A 14,155-nucleotide genomic window follows, 5' to 3' on the forward strand; every position below is an offset into this window, starting at 1 on the left:
GGCTCACGCACCGCGGGCACGCGCGCGCGTGCCGGGCGTCCGCGCTGGTCCCGCCCGGTGCGTCTCGCGCTGTCGGCCGCGCTGGCCGCCGGCGCGGTCGGCGGAGTCGCGACGGCGGCCACTACCGGCGTGCTGCCGACGCCGTTCGGCGGTGACGAGCAGCCGGTCCCCGGCGCCTCCGCCTCGGCCCGGGCGACGCCCGAACGCTCCTTGAGCCCGCCCACGCCCGGCGGCTCCTTCGGCGGCGACACCGGGAGCACCGCGGGCGACTCGGGTGCCACCCCCGGCCACGACGCCACCGCCGGCACCGACGACACCCGGGGCGGCACCGCCGGCGGGCAGGGCCGTCTGGTCTCGGCCTGCCGCGACCTGCGCGACGGCAAGGACCTGAACGCCGGCGGCAGGCGTGCCCTGGAGGAGGCGGCCGGCGGTTCCGCGCGCGTGTGGACGTACTGCAAGGGCGTCCTGAAGTCGGTCGACGACCGAACCGGTGGCACGGGCGGCAAGGGCCGGAGCGAGAACCAGGGCGGCGGCCAGGGCGGCCAGGAGGGCCAGAAGGGCCGCGGAGGCCAGGGCGACCAAGGCGGCCAGGGCGGCCAAGGTAACCAGAGCGGTCAGGGCGGCCAGGGCGGCCAAGGTAACCAGAGCGGTCAGGGCGGCCAGGGCGGCCAAGGTAACCAGAGCGGTCAGGGCGACCAGGGCGGTCAGGGCGACGACGAAGGCGGCCACAAAGGCCGCCACAAGGACGGTCACGAGCGCGGTAACGGAGGCGGCCACCGCCACGGGAAGAGCGCCGGCACGTCCCCGGCGCTCGCTCCGCAGCTCCCGAACAGAACGTCCGACACCTCGGCCGCCTCTCCCGATGCCCCCTCTGACCTGCGGTTTCGTACCTCGTGAAATTTCCTCTCGGTGAGGTGTGACGTTTTCGGCCGCCACAGCGCAGTAATGAGTGAGCCGACTGGTCATCGGCTGTCGCACAGAGCCGGGGTTCCCCCCGTACCCACGGCTCGTGCATCCGGCGCGGGCGGGACACGTTCCCCCGGTCCCGCCCGCGCCCCGCTTTCTCTTCTCACACGTCACCCGCAGCGGCCGAACCGCCGGGTGACCGTGTCGGTCCGCCCGGTCCGCGGCAGTCCGCGTCTGCTCTGGAAGCCCTTGGTGGCCTGTTCGGCCTGTTCGGCCTGTTCGGCCTGTTCCGTCGGATCGTCCGGATCATCCGGATCGTCGCAGGACCCGGTGGGCGGCCGGGTGGCCGGGAGCTCGATGTGCACCGGGGAGCGGTGCGTGCCGTCCGAGGCGGTACACCGGATGTCTCCCCACGCGTGACGGGCGGCGAACCACGGGGCAAGGTGGGGAGGGGAGACAGAGGACACAAGAAGGAGGAGCCGCCGGTCTGTGAGCAAGGTCCCAGCGTGGGGCACTCCACCCGGCGCACGGCCGCCGCTACAGTCCGTGGCGAGGGTCGGCCGTACCGGCGGGGAACTGGCGAGCAACCAAGAAATTCAGAACGCGGAGGCACACACCATGGCGCGCGAGTCGGAGTCCGGGCTGCCCATCGAGCCGGTCTACGGACCGGATGCCCTCAAGGGCTGGGAGCCGGCCGAGAAGCTGGGTGAGCCGGGGTCGTACCCGTTCACCCGCGGTGTGTACCCCACGATGTACACCGGCCGCCCCTGGACCATGCGCCAGTACGCCGGCTTCGGCACGGCCACCGAGTCCAACGCCCGCTACAAGCAGCTGATCGCCAACGGCACGATGGGCCTGTCCGTGGCCTTCGACCTGCCCACCCAGATGGGCCACGACTCCGACGCGCCGATCGCGCACGGCGAGGTCGGCAAGGTGGGCGTGGCCATCGACTCGATCGACGACATGCGGGTGCTGTTCGGCGGGATCCCGCTGGACAAGGTGTCGACGTCGATGACGATCAACGCCCCGGCCGCGCTGCTGCTGCTCCTGTACCAGCTGGTGGCGGAGGAGCAGGGCGTCCCGGCCGACAAGCTCACGGGCACGATCCAGAACGACGTGCTGAAGGAGTACATCGCGCGCGGGACGTACATCTTCCCGCCCAAGCCCTCGCTGCGGCTGATCGCGGACATCTTCAAGTACTGCCGGGCCGAGATCCCCAAGTGGAACACCATCTCGATCTCCGGCTACCACATGGCCGAGGCGGGTGCCTCGCCCGCGCAGGAGATCGCGTTCACCCTGGCCGACGGCATCGAGTACGTGCGCACGGCGGTCGCGGCCGGCATGGACGTCGACGACTTCGCACCCCGCCTGTCCTTCTTCTTCGTCGCCCGCACGACGATCCTGGAGGAGGTCGCCAAGTTCCGCGCGGCCCGCCGGATCTGGGCTCGGGTGATGAAGGAGGAGTTCGGCGCCAGGAACCCCAAGTCGCTGATGCTGCGCTTCCACACCCAGACGGCGGGCGTGCAGCTGACGGCCCAGCAGCCCGAGGTGAACCTGGTCCGCGTCGCCGTCCAGGGCCTGGCGGCGGTCCTCGGCGGCACCCAGTCCCTGCACACCAACTCCTTCGACGAGGCCATCGCGCTGCCCACGGACAAGAGCGCGCGCCTGGCCCTGCGCACGCAGCAGGTCCTGGCCTACGAGACGGACGTGACCGCGACGGTCGACCCCTTCGCCGGGTCGTACGTCATCGAGAAGATGACCGACGACGTCGAGGCGGCCGCGCTGGAGCTGATGCGGAAGGTCGAGGACCTCGGCGGCGCGGTCAACGCCATCGAGCACGGCTTCCAGAAGCAGGAGATCGAGCACAGCGCCTACCGCATCGCCCAGGAGACCGACTCCGGCGAGCGCGTCGTCGTCGGCGTCAACCGCTTCCAGCTCGACGAGGAGGAGCCGTACGAGCCGCTCCGCGTCGACCCGGCCATCGAGGCCCAGCAGGCCGAACGCCTGGCCAAGCTGCGCGCCGAACGCGACCAGACGGCGGTCGACACGGCCCTGTCCGCCCTGAAGAAGGCCGCCACGGGCGAGGACAACGTCCTGTACCCGATGAAGGAGGCCCTGCGGGCCCGGGCGACGGTGGGCGAGGTGTGCAACGCGCTCCGCGAGGTCTGGGGGAACTACGTGCCGTCGGACGCGTTCTGACCTGCACGACTCCTCCGAATGGGGGATCGGGGGCGGAAACCGCCCGTTCCCGGTCCCCGAGTCCGTCGGCGTGACCCTCGAACTCTCCGTCGACACCCTCCTCGACGGCGACGACCGACCGTCCGTCTCGTCCCACGGAACCCCCCGCCGGAGTGTCGTACCCCCGTGCGACACTCCTTTTCATGTTCGGCGTCGTTCACCTCCCCACCTACCTGGCGGGACTCGTCCTCATCGTCCTGCTCCCCGGGCCCAACTCGCTCTACGTGCTGTCCGTGGCCGCCCGGCGCGGCATACGCGCCGGGTACACCGCCGCGGCGGGTGTCTGGTGCGGGGACACCGTGCTCATGACGCTGGGGGCGGCCGGGGCCGCCTCCCTGCTGAAGGCGAACCCCGTGCTGTTCGGGATCGTGAAGTACGCCGGCGCCGGATACCTGACCTGGATCGCGATCGGCATGCTCCGGGCCGGCTGGGAGATGTGGCGGACCCGGCGGGAGAAGGCGGCGCAGGCGACCTCCGCCCCGGCGGCCGCCGACGAGCGGCCGTTCCGCCGGGCTCTGGTCGTCAGCCTCGTCAATCCCAAGGCGATCCTGTTCGTCATCGCCTTCTTCGTGCAGTTCGTCGACCCGAACTACGCCTACCCGGCGCTCTCCTTCGTCATCCTCGGCGCCTTCCTCCAGTTCGCCAGCTTCCTCTACCTCAGCGCCCTGATATTCAGCGGCACGAAGCTCGCCGCCGCGTTCCGCCGCCGCAGGAGCCTGTCGGCGACGACGACCTCGGCGGCCGGCGCCCTGTTCCTGGGCTTCGCGGTGAAGCTGTCCCTGGCGAGCGCGTAGCGCGGGGGCACCTCTGCACTACGCGCACAGGTCCGGCCGGGTCAGCCGAGCAGGTGCCGCAGGTTCAGCCTGCCCCACAGCAGACTGGTGGCGAACGACAGAGCCAGCACCGTGATCAGCAGACCGATCAGAAGCAGCCCCGCGACCGGTCCGCTCAGGTCCGGCGACACCAGCGGGGCGACCATCTCCTCGACGAACAGCACGTGCACCATGTACGCGCCGAGCGCGGCACCGGCCGACTTCCGCAGGAATGGCCGCCACTTCTCGGAGACCCGGACCCTGCTGATCAGGAGCAGTACGCAGAGGCTCATGACGGCGACGAACAAGTGTGCGTTGGGCATCACGTAATGGATCTGCGTGTTGTACCAGAGGGCCCCGGCCATGGTGAGCGGCAGCAGGGCGAACAGCGGCCACCGCCACCGCACGGCGCCGGCCGGGAGGGCGAACAGCAGCGCGCCCCCGACCGCGTACACCAGGGAGTAGGTGCCGAAGCCCCAGGCCGCCGACGGCATGTCGCGTCCCGTGACCTCGGCGAGCGTGGTCAGCACACTCGGCAGGACCGCGATGCCGAGCAGTGCCGCTCCGAGCCCCCAGGGCCGTTTCCCGGCCTTGACCAGCATCGCGAAGGCGAGCAGCGCGATGATCGGGATGTAGGTGTACATGAACCACAGGTGGTAGGCGGGCCGCACGGAGCCGAAGAGGGAGTTCGCCGCCAGCTCGGTCATCGGCCGGTCGTTGCGGTCCCGCAGCCAGGCCCAGACCAGATAGATCGCCGTCCACACGAAGAGCGGAACGGTGTTGCGCACGATTCTCCGCCACATCCGGGCGCTGTCGCGCGGGGGAGCGCCGACCAGCACGGCCCAGCCGGCGATGGCGAAGTACATGGGAACAGCGAACGGGTTGACCGCCTCGGCCACGTGACCCACCCAGTAGGACCCGGAGCCGTTGGCCGGGTTGTTGCCGGTGGAGTGGATGAACTGGGCGCCCACGTGCCCCAGCATGATCGTGGCGGAACAGATCAGCCGCATCAGGTCGATGTCGTAGCGGTGTTCCCGTGGTGCGGCGGTCCGCCCGGAAGGGGCGCCGGTCTGCTGCGGCAGCCGTACGGCTATGTCATTCGGCACTGCGCGACTCTCGAGGTGTCCGGTGTGAGGGAGTTGAAGAGCCGATGGCTCCACTGCGGCCCGTGGGTCCCGGTTGGTCGTCCGGGGCGGGTGAAGGGGCTGGTCGTCCGCCCGCGTCACCTCTTCCGGGCGCCGCGCCGTACCGCCTTGCGCACCACGCGCTTGGCACGGCTCACCCGGAGATTCGCGCGCGACCACGGGCGGCTGCCGGGAAGGCCGAGCTCGGCCAGCCGCGGTTCGGGGAAGTAGTGGCCGGGGCTGCCGGCCGGGTTGCTCCGCAACCAGTCGGCCGTCGACTCCCGCAGCTTTGGGTACGCCTTGGGCTGCATGCAGAAACCGATCGCCCGGACCAGCGGTGACAACGTCTTCGGGGCCGCGCCGACGAGAGCCGGGGTCTGACCGCGCTCCAGGTCGGGCACCAGGTGGTCGACCACGGCCAGGGGCACGCGGTTGCTGTTCGGGTAGGGCTGGAGACGCTCCGTCACCAGCGCGGTTCCGACCCTTGCGACGGGCACGCCGTAGTAGACGGAGGCGGTCACCATCGCCGTCGAGAAACAGCCGACGACGAGTGCGGGACGGCAGTGGTGGTACAGCGTCTCGGCCAGCAGCGGCGCGTCCAGCACGGTGAGCCGGACGCCGGCGTCCGCCGCCGCCTTGCTCAGCGCCTCCGAGTAGCCGGCGGGTGCCGTCGGATGGGGCTTGAAGACCACGGACCGGTGCCCGGCGCGCACGGCCCCGGTGAGCATGCGGACGTGGAGGTCCTCCTCCTCCCGCGGGCTCAGGATGCTGATCGCCGCCAGGTACTGGCCGAGGAGCACGGCCGTCGGCGCCTCCTGAAGGACGGGCGCCAACCGCGGGTCGTCCGCCGCGTCCCGGGAGATCTCGTCGAGCACGCCTCGGAACGCCTCGTCCGGGACGACCTCGGGCTCGACGCCGTACTCGGACAGCAGCAGCGGCCTCAGGCCGGGAATCAGGTCGAGATGGAGCAGTCGCCGGATGCGGCGCGCGATGGTCAGCGGCAGCCGGTCCCGGGTCGGGCCGTAGCTCATGAGGCCGTCGGCGTACACGTGGACGGCGCTCTCGGAGAAGATCGCCGCCAATGCGCGGGCCGGGTTGACCTGGATCGACTCGACGGCGAGCTCGATCAGGTCCCGTTCGTCGATGCCCCACAGCAGACGGAACGCCCTCTGCCACATCACCGTGTCGTTCTCCCGCGGACCCCAGGCACTGGGGTGGTGAGGGCTGATCGCCTCGTTCCAGCCGACCACCGAGTCGAACCGGCCGGTTATTCGCTCGTAGCCGTGCATCTCGTCGAGGCGCAGGGCCGTCTCCGGTACGGCGGCGTTGTTGGAGACCAGCAGGATGCGCCGGGCCCCGTCGCGTGGACCGAACAGGTCCGCGTCGAGCGCCGCGGCGAGAGTGGCCGCTCCGTAGAGGGTCGAGACCTGGAAGATCTGGGTCTTGCGAGGCATGGATCAGGCAGCCTTCCGCCCGTCACGCAGGCGGTTGAGCAACCTGCTCCGAGCGCTGTCGATGGTTCTGAGGGTCTCCTCGAGCGTGTGCTCGGGCATGCGGTGGAGCGCGGCTCTCGCCTCCCGCCGCAGTCGCCGGGCCGTCGAGGGCTCGTACTCGTTCGCCTTGTCGATGTGGAAGGCGATCATGGCGCAGTAGGTCCGTACGGCCTTGGGGAGGAAACGCTCGGCCTCCGGGTCCTTCAGCAGGTCCTTCAGCAGCGCGTCGTACGCGGGGATGAAATCCAGCTGACGGGAGTCCCTGATCTGGGTGAGCGAGGTCGCGACGCCCCGCCGGTAGAACACGCCGTGCAGACCGAGGGACGCGCACGTCCTGGCCTTCAGGTGCAGGTGCCAGGTCCACAACCGGTCCTCGGCCGTGCGCAGTTCGGTCGCGAAGCGCATGCCTCCGTCGTCGAAGAGGTGCCGGCGGTAGATCCCCGCCCAGACGAAGGGGTAGTCGACCATCGTCTCCGTGTCGGCCGGCGCTATCCCGTCGCGCGGATCCATCACGATGCCCCGCACCGGGGCCGGGGGTCGCCGGATCACCCGCTCGGTGCCGGTGGCCTGGACGTGGTCGGTACGGGCGAAGTCGCAGCCCAGTTCCTCCATGGCACACACCAGTTCGGCGAGGTGGCCCGGTCCGTACCAGTCGTCGCCGTCGAGGAACGTGATGAACTCACCGCTCGCCGCGTCGATACCGCTGTTGCGCGCCTGGGCTATGCCCATGTTCTTCTCGTGCCGGATCACCCTGGCGCCTCGATGTTTCTCCGCCCAGCGGTCGATCACCCATGGAGTGGAGTCCGTGGAGCAGTCGTCGACGAGCAGGAACTCGAAGTCGGGGTCCGCGTTGTTGGCGAGGCTGCGCAGCGTGCTCTCGGCGAACGCTTCCACATTGTGCAGGGGGACGACGACGGACAGTCTCGGCACGGGGGCCTCTCACGCTCGGAGGTCGGAGGTGGGGAGGGACAGGCTGACGATGCTGACGAAGGGGGTGGTGCCGCCCGAGTCGGAGGGATGAATTCCGTACACATCGACGATGAACTCTTGGTGCCTCACGTCCGGCCGAAGACCTCCCGCGGTCCTGCGGCTCCGCGGCCTTGTGGCCTTGTGGCCTCGGGGTCTTGCGGCTCCGCGGCCTTGCGGTCTTGCGGCCTCGCGGCTCCGCGGCCCCGTAGTCCCGCGGCCCCGCAGGACCTCAGCCCCACACGGCCTTCTTCAGCGCCCGCGCCCGCCGTGCCATCCGGCGCGCGGTGGAGCTGCGGGGCAGGAACGCCAGCTGTTTCGGGATGCCACCGGGAAGCCCCAGCGAGGTGAGCCGCCCGCGCCTGAAGTAGCGCTGGGTGCGCGGGCCGAAGTGCTGCGCGAGGTAACGTTCCGCGGCCGGGCGCAGAGCCGGGTGGATCTGCGGCTGCACGGTGAAGCCGACGGCGGTGACCAGGCCGTTCAGCTCGCCGGCGGGAATGGCGTCCTCGCCCCTGCCGGACTCCAGGTCCGGCAGCAGCGCGTCGGCCAGGACGGCGGGGACCCGGTTGCCGTCCTGGTGGGGCGTCAGGCGGTCGAGAAGCGCCTCGGTGCCGACGCGGGCGACCGGCAGGCCGTAGAACGCGGAGGCCGTGAACAGCGCGGTCGAGAAGCAGCCGACGACCAGCGCGGGACGCGCCGCCTCGAAGAGCACCTCGGCGAGGACGGGCGTGTCCAGGACGGTGAGGTCCACGCCGAGCTTCTCGGCTTCCGTCTCGAGGGCGCGGCTGCAGCGGACCGGCGCGGTCGGGTGCGGCTTGAAGACGACGGTGCCATGACCGTGCTCGACAGCTCCCCGCACCATCCGCACGTGCAGGTCCTCCTCCTCCGCGGGAGAAAGGATGCCGAGGGCGGACAGACACTGGCCGAGCAGCAGCGCCGCGTTGTCCGGCAGAGCGGGCAACGCGCCGACGGATTCGGACAGTCCGCTCACCGCCTTCAGGAAGGCGGGCGTCGGCACCACGCGCGCCGGCACGTCGAACTCGGTCAGCAGCATCGGCCTGAGGCCCGGCACCAGGTCCGGGTGCAGCAGCTGCCGTACACGCGTGCCGACCAGCGGGTCGAGCTTGTCGCGCGTGGGGCCGTAGCTCGTCAGACCGTCGGCGTAGACGTGGATCGGGGCCCCGGTGAACAGCTGGGCCACCGTCAGGGCCGGGCCGGCCTGGAGGGACTCCAGGACCAGCTCCACGCGGTCGTCACCGAGCCCCCACCGCAGCCGCAGATGGCGCTCGAGGAGCGGGATGTCGTCGGAGCGTGGCGTCCAGACCCCAGGATGGAAGGGACGGACGACCTCGTTCCAGGACAGCACGTCGTCGAAGTGGTCGCGCAGCGGCGCGAAGCCCGGCATCTCGTCCAGGGCCGGTGTGGTCTCCGGGTTCGCGGAGTTGTTGAAGACCAGCAGCACCCGCCGCTCCGCCCGCGCGAAACAGTCGGACTCGATCGCGGCCGCCAGCGTGGCGACGCCGTACAGCGTCGAGGCACAGAAGATCTGGGTGGTACGGGACATCAGGCGGCCCCCTTCGCCGTGGTGATCCGGCGCCGCAGCCGCCGCAGTTCGGCGGAACGGCGCATGTCCATGGTCTCCAGTACGTCGCCGAGCGCGTCCTGCGGCATCCGCTTGATCGCCGCCGCGCTCATCGCCCGCAGCCGCTTGGCCACGGCCGGTTCGAACTTGTCCTTCTCGGAGAGGTGGTGGGCGATGACCGCGCAGTACGTCCGCACCGCCTTGGGCAGCAGCCGGTCGGCGTCGCGGTCCGCCGCCGTCTCCTCGACGACCTGGTCGAAGGCGCGGATGAAGTCGAGTTGGCGGGCATCGCCGATCCGGGTGAGGGAGGAGGCGACTCCGCGCCGGTAGAACACGCCCAGCAGACCGACCACCGCGAACGACTCCGCCTCACGGTGCAGCTTCCAGATCCACGGTCTGTCCTCGGCCGTGCGCAGTCCGTCGGTGAAGTGCAGCAGGCCGCGCTCCAGCAGTCGGCGGTGGTAGACGCCGGCCCAGGCGTAGGCGTAGTCCACCGAGGTCGTCCGGCCGGCGGGCAGTATCGCGTCACGCGGGTTCAGCACCTCGTTCCGTCTCCCGACCGGGGCCCGGTGCACGGACCGGGCGCGGCCGGTGACCCGCACATGGTCGGTGCGGACGAAGTCGCAGTCCAGCTCCTCGATGGCCGCCACCAGTTCGGACAGGTAGCCCGGAGCGAGCCAGTCGTCGCCGTCCAGGAAGGACAGGTACTCGCCCTGCGCCACGTCCAGGCCGGTGTTGCGCGCGGTGGCGATCCCGCCGTTCTGCTCACGGCGGACGCAGCGCACCCGGGAGACGTCCGAGAGTTCCTCGGCCGCGCGCTCGAGAATCGCCGGGGTTCCGTCCTCGGAGTGGTCGTCGACCAGAATGAACTCGAAGTCCGGCCGGGCGTTCGCGCGAAGGCTCATGAGGACGTCCCGGGCGTATTGCTGCACATTGCAGAACGGCACGATCAAAGAAAGCTTGGGCACTCGCGAAAGCCTAGAAGACCGCCCGGATCCGCAACTTTCCGATGATCGTACGGCGGGTGAATTCGGCGTGTCCGAACGGTGTATCCCGTGTACTTCCTGGGGTTCCGCGGGCCAGTTCGGCTTTCGGCGGGGCTTTGTTAACTTTTCGTTGATTCAACGTTGGGCCAAGCCTAGGAATTGATTCCTAGCGTCTTCGGCGTGCCAGCAAGTGCAACGAAGCCCCTCAGGGTGGCGGTCCTCGCGGATTCCGACACCCGGTGGAAATGGGGCGCGCTCACCGCGAACCGCATCGCCCCGTCCGGATCCGGAAATCCCTGGAACACGACCGGTGCCGGAATCCGCCTGGACGGATACCTGCTGCGTGGCCGCGCCACCCCCACCGCCCGCCAGCTCGGCGAGGTCGGCGTGAGCGCGGACTCGCTCCGTGAGGTGACCGCGGCCGAGTTCCTGCGCGCGATGCGCGAGGAGTCGTACGACCTCCTCGTGCTCGCCCTGGTCGGCGGCGGAACGCAGGCGATGCTGCACGGACTGGGGCGCGTCTGGGCGGACCGGCCGGACCGGCCCGTGGTCGTCACCGGATACGTCGGTGTCATCTACGAGAAGCTCGCCGACGGCCTGCTGCTGCGCCACGGAGCCGACCTGGTGCTCGCCAACTCCCGCCAGGACGCGGAGCGTTTCCGGGCCGTGTACGAGGGCGTGGGCGCCGACGCCTCGTCGGTGACGGAGGTCGCGCTGCCGTTCCTGGGCGGGGCCGCCTACAGCGGCGAACACGACCCCTACACGGTGGTCTTCGCCGCCCAGCCCTCCGTCCCGGAGAGCCGCAGGGACCGTATGTACCTGCTGAACCGGCTGGTGGGGCACGCCCGCCGGCACCCCGGGCGCGAGGTGCTGCTCAAGCTGCGCTCCAAGCCCGGCGAACACACCACGCACATCGAGGAACTGCCCTACCAGAAGCTCGCCCGGAAGCTGGACCTGCCGTCCAACTTCCGCCTTGTCTACGGCCACATGGGCGAGGTCCTCGACCGGACCGACCTGCTGGTCACCATCAGCTCCACGGCCGCCCTGGAGTCGCTGCACCGCCGCATCCCGACCGTGGTCCTCACCGACCTCGGAGTGCGCGAGGCGCTCGGCAACCACCACTTCGCCGGCTCCGGCTGCCTCGCCTCCTGGGACCAACTGGACGCCGGACACCGCCCGGTGCCCGACGAGGAGTGGGTGGCCCGGCAGGGCGTCGCCGCCGGAGGTGCCTCCTCCGGGGAAGGGGCGTACGCCACGGCCTTCGACGCCGCCCGCGAGCGCATCGCCGAGCTGCTCGACCGGCCCGGCGGACTGCCGCCCCTCGCCCCGTACTACACGCCCACGACCGCACCCGGCTATCTGCCCGGCATCCTCGCCCGCCACCACCTCGCCCCGGACGGCAGTCCGCTGCCGGGCGCGCCCGCCGCCGACCAGGCGCCCGGCCCGGTCCGGCAGGTCGTCCGCCGCGCCGCCCGCGGCGCCTACCGCCACGGCGTACAGCGCGTGGCGCCCGTGATCCGGCGGATGGGGGAGCTGTGAGCGACCGCATCCCACGCCCACGTCAAGGAGCGAACCCCATGTCCGACGCCAGCCCGGAAGCGGGCCCCGGCACCCCGGTACGCCGTGTGCTCGCGGTGATCCCCGCGCGCGGCGGCTCCAAGGGCGTGCCCGCGAAGAACCTCGCGCCCGTCGGCGGCGTACCCCTGGTGGCGCGCGCCGTGCGTGAGTGCCGGGCCGCGCGGTACGTCACGGACGTCGTCGTCTCCACCGACGACCGGGCCATAGCCGCCGCCGCCCGGCAGGCCGGTGCCGAGGTCGTGCTGCGGCCGGCCGCACTGGCCGGTGACCTGGCCACCTCCGAGGCGGCCGTGCTGCACGCGATGGACGCGCACGAGGCGTTGCACGGTGCACGGGCGGACGTCGTGCTGCTGGTCCAGTGCACCAGCCCGTTCCTGCTCCGCGAGGACGTCGACGGGGTCGCCCGCGCGGTCGCCGAGAACGGCGCGGACACCGCGGTGACCGTGGCACCGTTCCACGGATTCGTCTGGCGCGAGGCGGAGGCCACCGCGCCCGGAGGCGGCGGTCACGGCGTCAACCACGACAAGTCCTTCCGCCCGCGCCGCCAGGACCGCCCCCAGGACCTGCTGGAGACCGGCGCGGCCTACGCGATGGACGCCCAGGGCTTCCGCGAGCACCGGCACCGCTTCTTCGGCAGTACGGAACTGGTGCGCACCGACCCCGCGCGGGTGCTGGAGATCGACGACCCGCACGACCTCGCCCGCGCCCGGGCCCTCGCACCCCTCTTCGACGCGGCCCGGCCCGGCGCCCTTGCTGTTGATTCCCCCACCCGCCTCCCCGCAGCCGACGACATCGACGCGGTCGTACTCGACTTCGACGGCACCCAGACCGACGACAGGGTGCTGATCGACTCCGACGGACGGGAGTTCGTCTCCGTGCACCGCGGGGACGGCCTCGGCATCGCGGCCCTGCGGCGCAGCGGCCTGAAGACGCTGATCCTGTCCACGGAACAGAACCCGGTCGTCGCCGCCCGCGCACGCAAGCTCAGGCTCCCCGTGCTGCACGGCATCGACCGCAAGGACCTCGCCCTGAAGCAGTGGTGCGAGGAGCAGGGCATCGCGCCCGAGCGCGTGCTCTACGTCGGCAACGACGTCAACGACCTCCCGTGCTTCGCCCTCGTCGGCTGGCCCGTGGCGGTCGCGAGCGCCCACGCCGTCGTACGCGGCGCCGCACGCGCGGTCACCACCGTCCCCGGCGGCGACGGCGCGATCCGGGAGATCGCCGGCTGGATCCTCGGACCCTCTCTCGATTCCCTCCCCTCCCTCCCCAAGTAAGGAAAGCACCGGTCATGAGCACCAACTCCCGCATCCGCACCCTCGGTTCGCGCGAGGCCGGCCCCGGCCGCCCCGTCTACGTCACCGGCGAGATCGGCATCAACCACACCGAGATCTGCACCCCGCGCGACCAGTGGGACATCGAGCGCGACACCCCCTGGGGCCGGATGACCTACATCGACTACCGCCACCGCGTGGAGTTCGGCGAGGACGAGTACCGCCAGATCGACGCCTACTGCAGGAAGAGGGGCATCGACTGGTTCGCCTCCCCGTGGGACACCGAGGCGGTCGCCTTCCTGGAGAAGTTCGACGTGCCCGCCCACAAGGTGGCCTCCGCGTCCCTGACGGACGACGAACTGCTGCGCGCCCTGCGCGCCACGGGCCACACGGTCATCCTCTCCACCGGCATGTCGACGCCGAAGCAGATCCGCCACGCGGTCGAGGTCCTGGGCTCGGAGAACATCCTGCTCTGCCACGCCACCTCGACCTACCCGGCGAAGGCCGAGGAGTTGAACCTCCGCGCCATCAACACCCTGGAGAAGGAGTACCCGAACGTCCCGATCGGCTACTCCGGCCACGAGACCGGCCTGCAGACCACCCTGGCCGCCGTCGCCCTCGGCGCGGTCTTCGTCGAGCGCCACATCACCCTCGACCGCGCGATGTGGGGCTCCGACCAGGCCGCCTCGGTGGAACCGCAGGGCCTGCAGCGCCTGGTCCGCGACATCCGTGCGATCGAGGCCTCCCTCGGCGACGGAGTGAAGAAGGTCTACGACTCCGAGCTCGGCCCCATGAAGAAGCTGCGCCGCGTCACCGGCGTCGTCGCCGAGGCGGAGATCGCCGCGGCGGCGGGCGAGCCGGTCGCGGTGTGAGCCCGAGCCCCTCACCCCGGACGGTCCCCCGCCGATGAGCCCCCGCACCCTCGCCTTCGTCGAGAGCCCGGTACAGCTGCTGAACGTACTGGAGTGGGCCCACACCCACGACCACCCCACCGCCACCGCCCCCGACCCGGGCGGTGCCCCTGCCGACGTCGGCCGGGGGCCCTCGGACACGGGCCTGGTCCCACCCCAGTCCCGGCGCCATGGGGCGGACACCGTCCGACCGGACCCACCGAATCCGCCGGTCCGCCGCCCGCCGCTCCCGGCGGCCCGGCCCGGCCCCGACGCCACGTCCCGGCCGCCGGGCTCGCCCGGTGCGCC

The 14,155-nt window shown here is 71.3% G+C and carries 12 protein-coding genes and 1 pseudogene; 7 read left to right on the top strand and 6 right to left on the bottom strand.

The features are described 5' to 3' along the window. Nucleotides 1-897: hypothetical protein (locus DEP02_RS33670; RefSeq protein WP_232839274.1), on the top strand; the 897-nt coding region annotated here is incomplete at its 5' end. A gap of 179 nt (nt 898-1,076) precedes the next feature. Here the strand turns inward: DEP02_RS33670 and DEP02_RS25540 are convergent. Then, on the bottom strand, nt 1,077-1,271 hold the full coding sequence (locus tag DEP02_RS25540; protein WP_112470041.1) for a hypothetical protein: 195 nt from the start codon (nt 1,269-1,271) through the stop codon (nt 1,077-1,079). 253 nt (nt 1,272-1,524) lie between these two features. Here DEP02_RS25540 and DEP02_RS25545 point away from each other — a divergent pair, with 253 nt between their 5' ends. Together DEP02_RS25545 and leuE are read left to right on the top strand one after the other, a co-directional pair. After that, nucleotides 1,525-3,105 (top strand): acyl-CoA mutase large subunit family protein, encoded by a 1,581-nt coding sequence (locus DEP02_RS25545; protein ID WP_112470042.1) that lies wholly within the window; start codon nt 1,525-1,527, stop codon nt 3,103-3,105. Nucleotides 3,106-3,287: 182 nt separating this feature from the next. Continuing rightward, entirely contained in the window at nt 3,288-3,938 is a 651-nt protein-coding gene (leuE, locus tag DEP02_RS25555) for a leucine efflux protein LeuE (protein ID WP_112470043.1), read from the top strand. Nucleotides 3,939-3,979: 41 nt separating this feature from the next. Here leuE and DEP02_RS25560 read toward each other — a convergent pair whose 3' ends face one another. The 5 genes from DEP02_RS25560 to DEP02_RS25580 all read right to left on the bottom strand — a co-directional run bounded on the left by DEP02_RS25560 (nt 3,980) and on the right by DEP02_RS25580 (nt 10,089). Then, nucleotides 3,980-5,062, bottom strand: coding sequence for an acyltransferase (locus tag DEP02_RS25560; RefSeq protein ID WP_112470044.1), 1,083 nt, complete (start codon nt 5,060-5,062; stop codon nt 3,980-3,982). A 116-nt stretch (nt 5,063-5,178) separates the two neighbouring features. Continuing rightward, nucleotides 5,179-6,534 carry a polysialyltransferase family glycosyltransferase gene (locus tag DEP02_RS25565; protein ID WP_112470045.1) on the bottom strand — a complete coding sequence of 452 codons (1,356 nt, stop codon included), beginning with the start codon at nt 6,532-6,534 and terminating at the stop codon, nt 5,179-5,181. Between the two features lie 3 nt (nt 6,535-6,537). After that, nucleotides 6,538-7,503, bottom strand: a complete 966-nt coding sequence (locus tag DEP02_RS25570) for a glycosyltransferase family 2 protein (protein ID WP_112470046.1) — start codon at nt 7,501-7,503, stop codon at nt 6,538-6,540. A 268-nt stretch (nt 7,504-7,771) separates the two neighbouring features. Next, nucleotides 7,772-9,103 carry a polysialyltransferase family glycosyltransferase gene (locus tag DEP02_RS25575; RefSeq protein ID WP_112470047.1) on the bottom strand — a complete coding sequence of 444 codons (1,332 nt, stop codon included), beginning with the start codon at nt 9,101-9,103 and terminating at the stop codon, nt 7,772-7,774. Then, nucleotides 9,103-10,089, bottom strand: coding sequence for a glycosyltransferase family 2 protein (locus tag DEP02_RS25580; protein ID WP_112470048.1), 987 nt, complete (start codon nt 10,087-10,089; stop codon nt 9,103-9,105). The genes DEP02_RS25575 and DEP02_RS25580 overlap by 1 nt, the downstream gene beginning before the upstream one ends. A gap of 198 nt (nt 10,090-10,287) precedes the next feature. Here DEP02_RS25580 and DEP02_RS25585 point away from each other — a divergent pair, with 198 nt between their 5' ends. The 4 genes and pseudogenes from DEP02_RS25585 to DEP02_RS35000 all read left to right on the top strand — a co-directional run. Then, nucleotides 10,288-11,646, top strand: coding sequence for a DUF6716 putative glycosyltransferase (locus tag DEP02_RS25585; RefSeq protein ID WP_112470049.1), 1,359 nt, complete (start codon nt 10,288-10,290; stop codon nt 11,644-11,646). A 38-nt stretch (nt 11,647-11,684) separates the two neighbouring features. Beyond that, entirely contained in the window at nt 11,685-12,959 is a 1,275-nt protein-coding gene (locus tag DEP02_RS25590; RefSeq protein ID WP_112470050.1) for an acylneuraminate cytidylyltransferase, read from the top strand. 14 nt (nt 12,960-12,973) lie between these two features. Then, on the top strand, nt 12,974-13,828 hold the full coding sequence (locus DEP02_RS25595; protein WP_112470051.1) for an N-acetylneuraminate synthase family protein: 855 nt from the start codon (nt 12,974-12,976) through the stop codon (nt 13,826-13,828). 34 nt (nt 13,829-13,862) lie between these two features. Further along, nucleotides 13,863-14,155, top strand: a pseudogene (locus tag DEP02_RS35000) (hypothetical protein); the annotation flags it as partial.

It is taken from the genome of Streptomyces triticisoli, assembly GCF_003270085.1.
Lineage (GTDB): Bacteria > Actinomycetota > Actinomycetes > Streptomycetales > Streptomycetaceae > Streptomyces > Streptomyces triticisoli.

Bases quoted from the DNA above. Each gene is read 5' to 3' on its own strand.
- leuE (WP_112470043.1), top strand. From the start codon at position 3,288: ATGTTCGGCGTCGTTCACCTCCCCACCTACCTGGCGGGACTCGTCCTC.
- DEP02_RS25595 (WP_112470051.1), top strand. From the start codon at position 12,974: ATGAGCACCAACTCCCGCATCCGCACCCTCGGTTCGCGCGAGGCCGGC.
- DEP02_RS25565 (WP_112470045.1), bottom strand. From the start codon at position 6,534: ATGCCTCGCAAGACCCAGATCTTCCAGGTCTCGACCCTCTACGGAGCG.
- DEP02_RS25590 (WP_112470050.1), top strand. From the start codon at position 11,685: ATGTCCGACGCCAGCCCGGAAGCGGGCCCCGGCACCCCGGTACGCCGT.
- DEP02_RS25545 (WP_112470042.1), top strand. From the start codon at position 1,525: ATGGCGCGCGAGTCGGAGTCCGGGCTGCCCATCGAGCCGGTCTACGGA.
- DEP02_RS25575 (WP_112470047.1), bottom strand. From the start codon at position 9,103: ATGTCCCGTACCACCCAGATCTTCTGTGCCTCGACGCTGTACGGCGTC.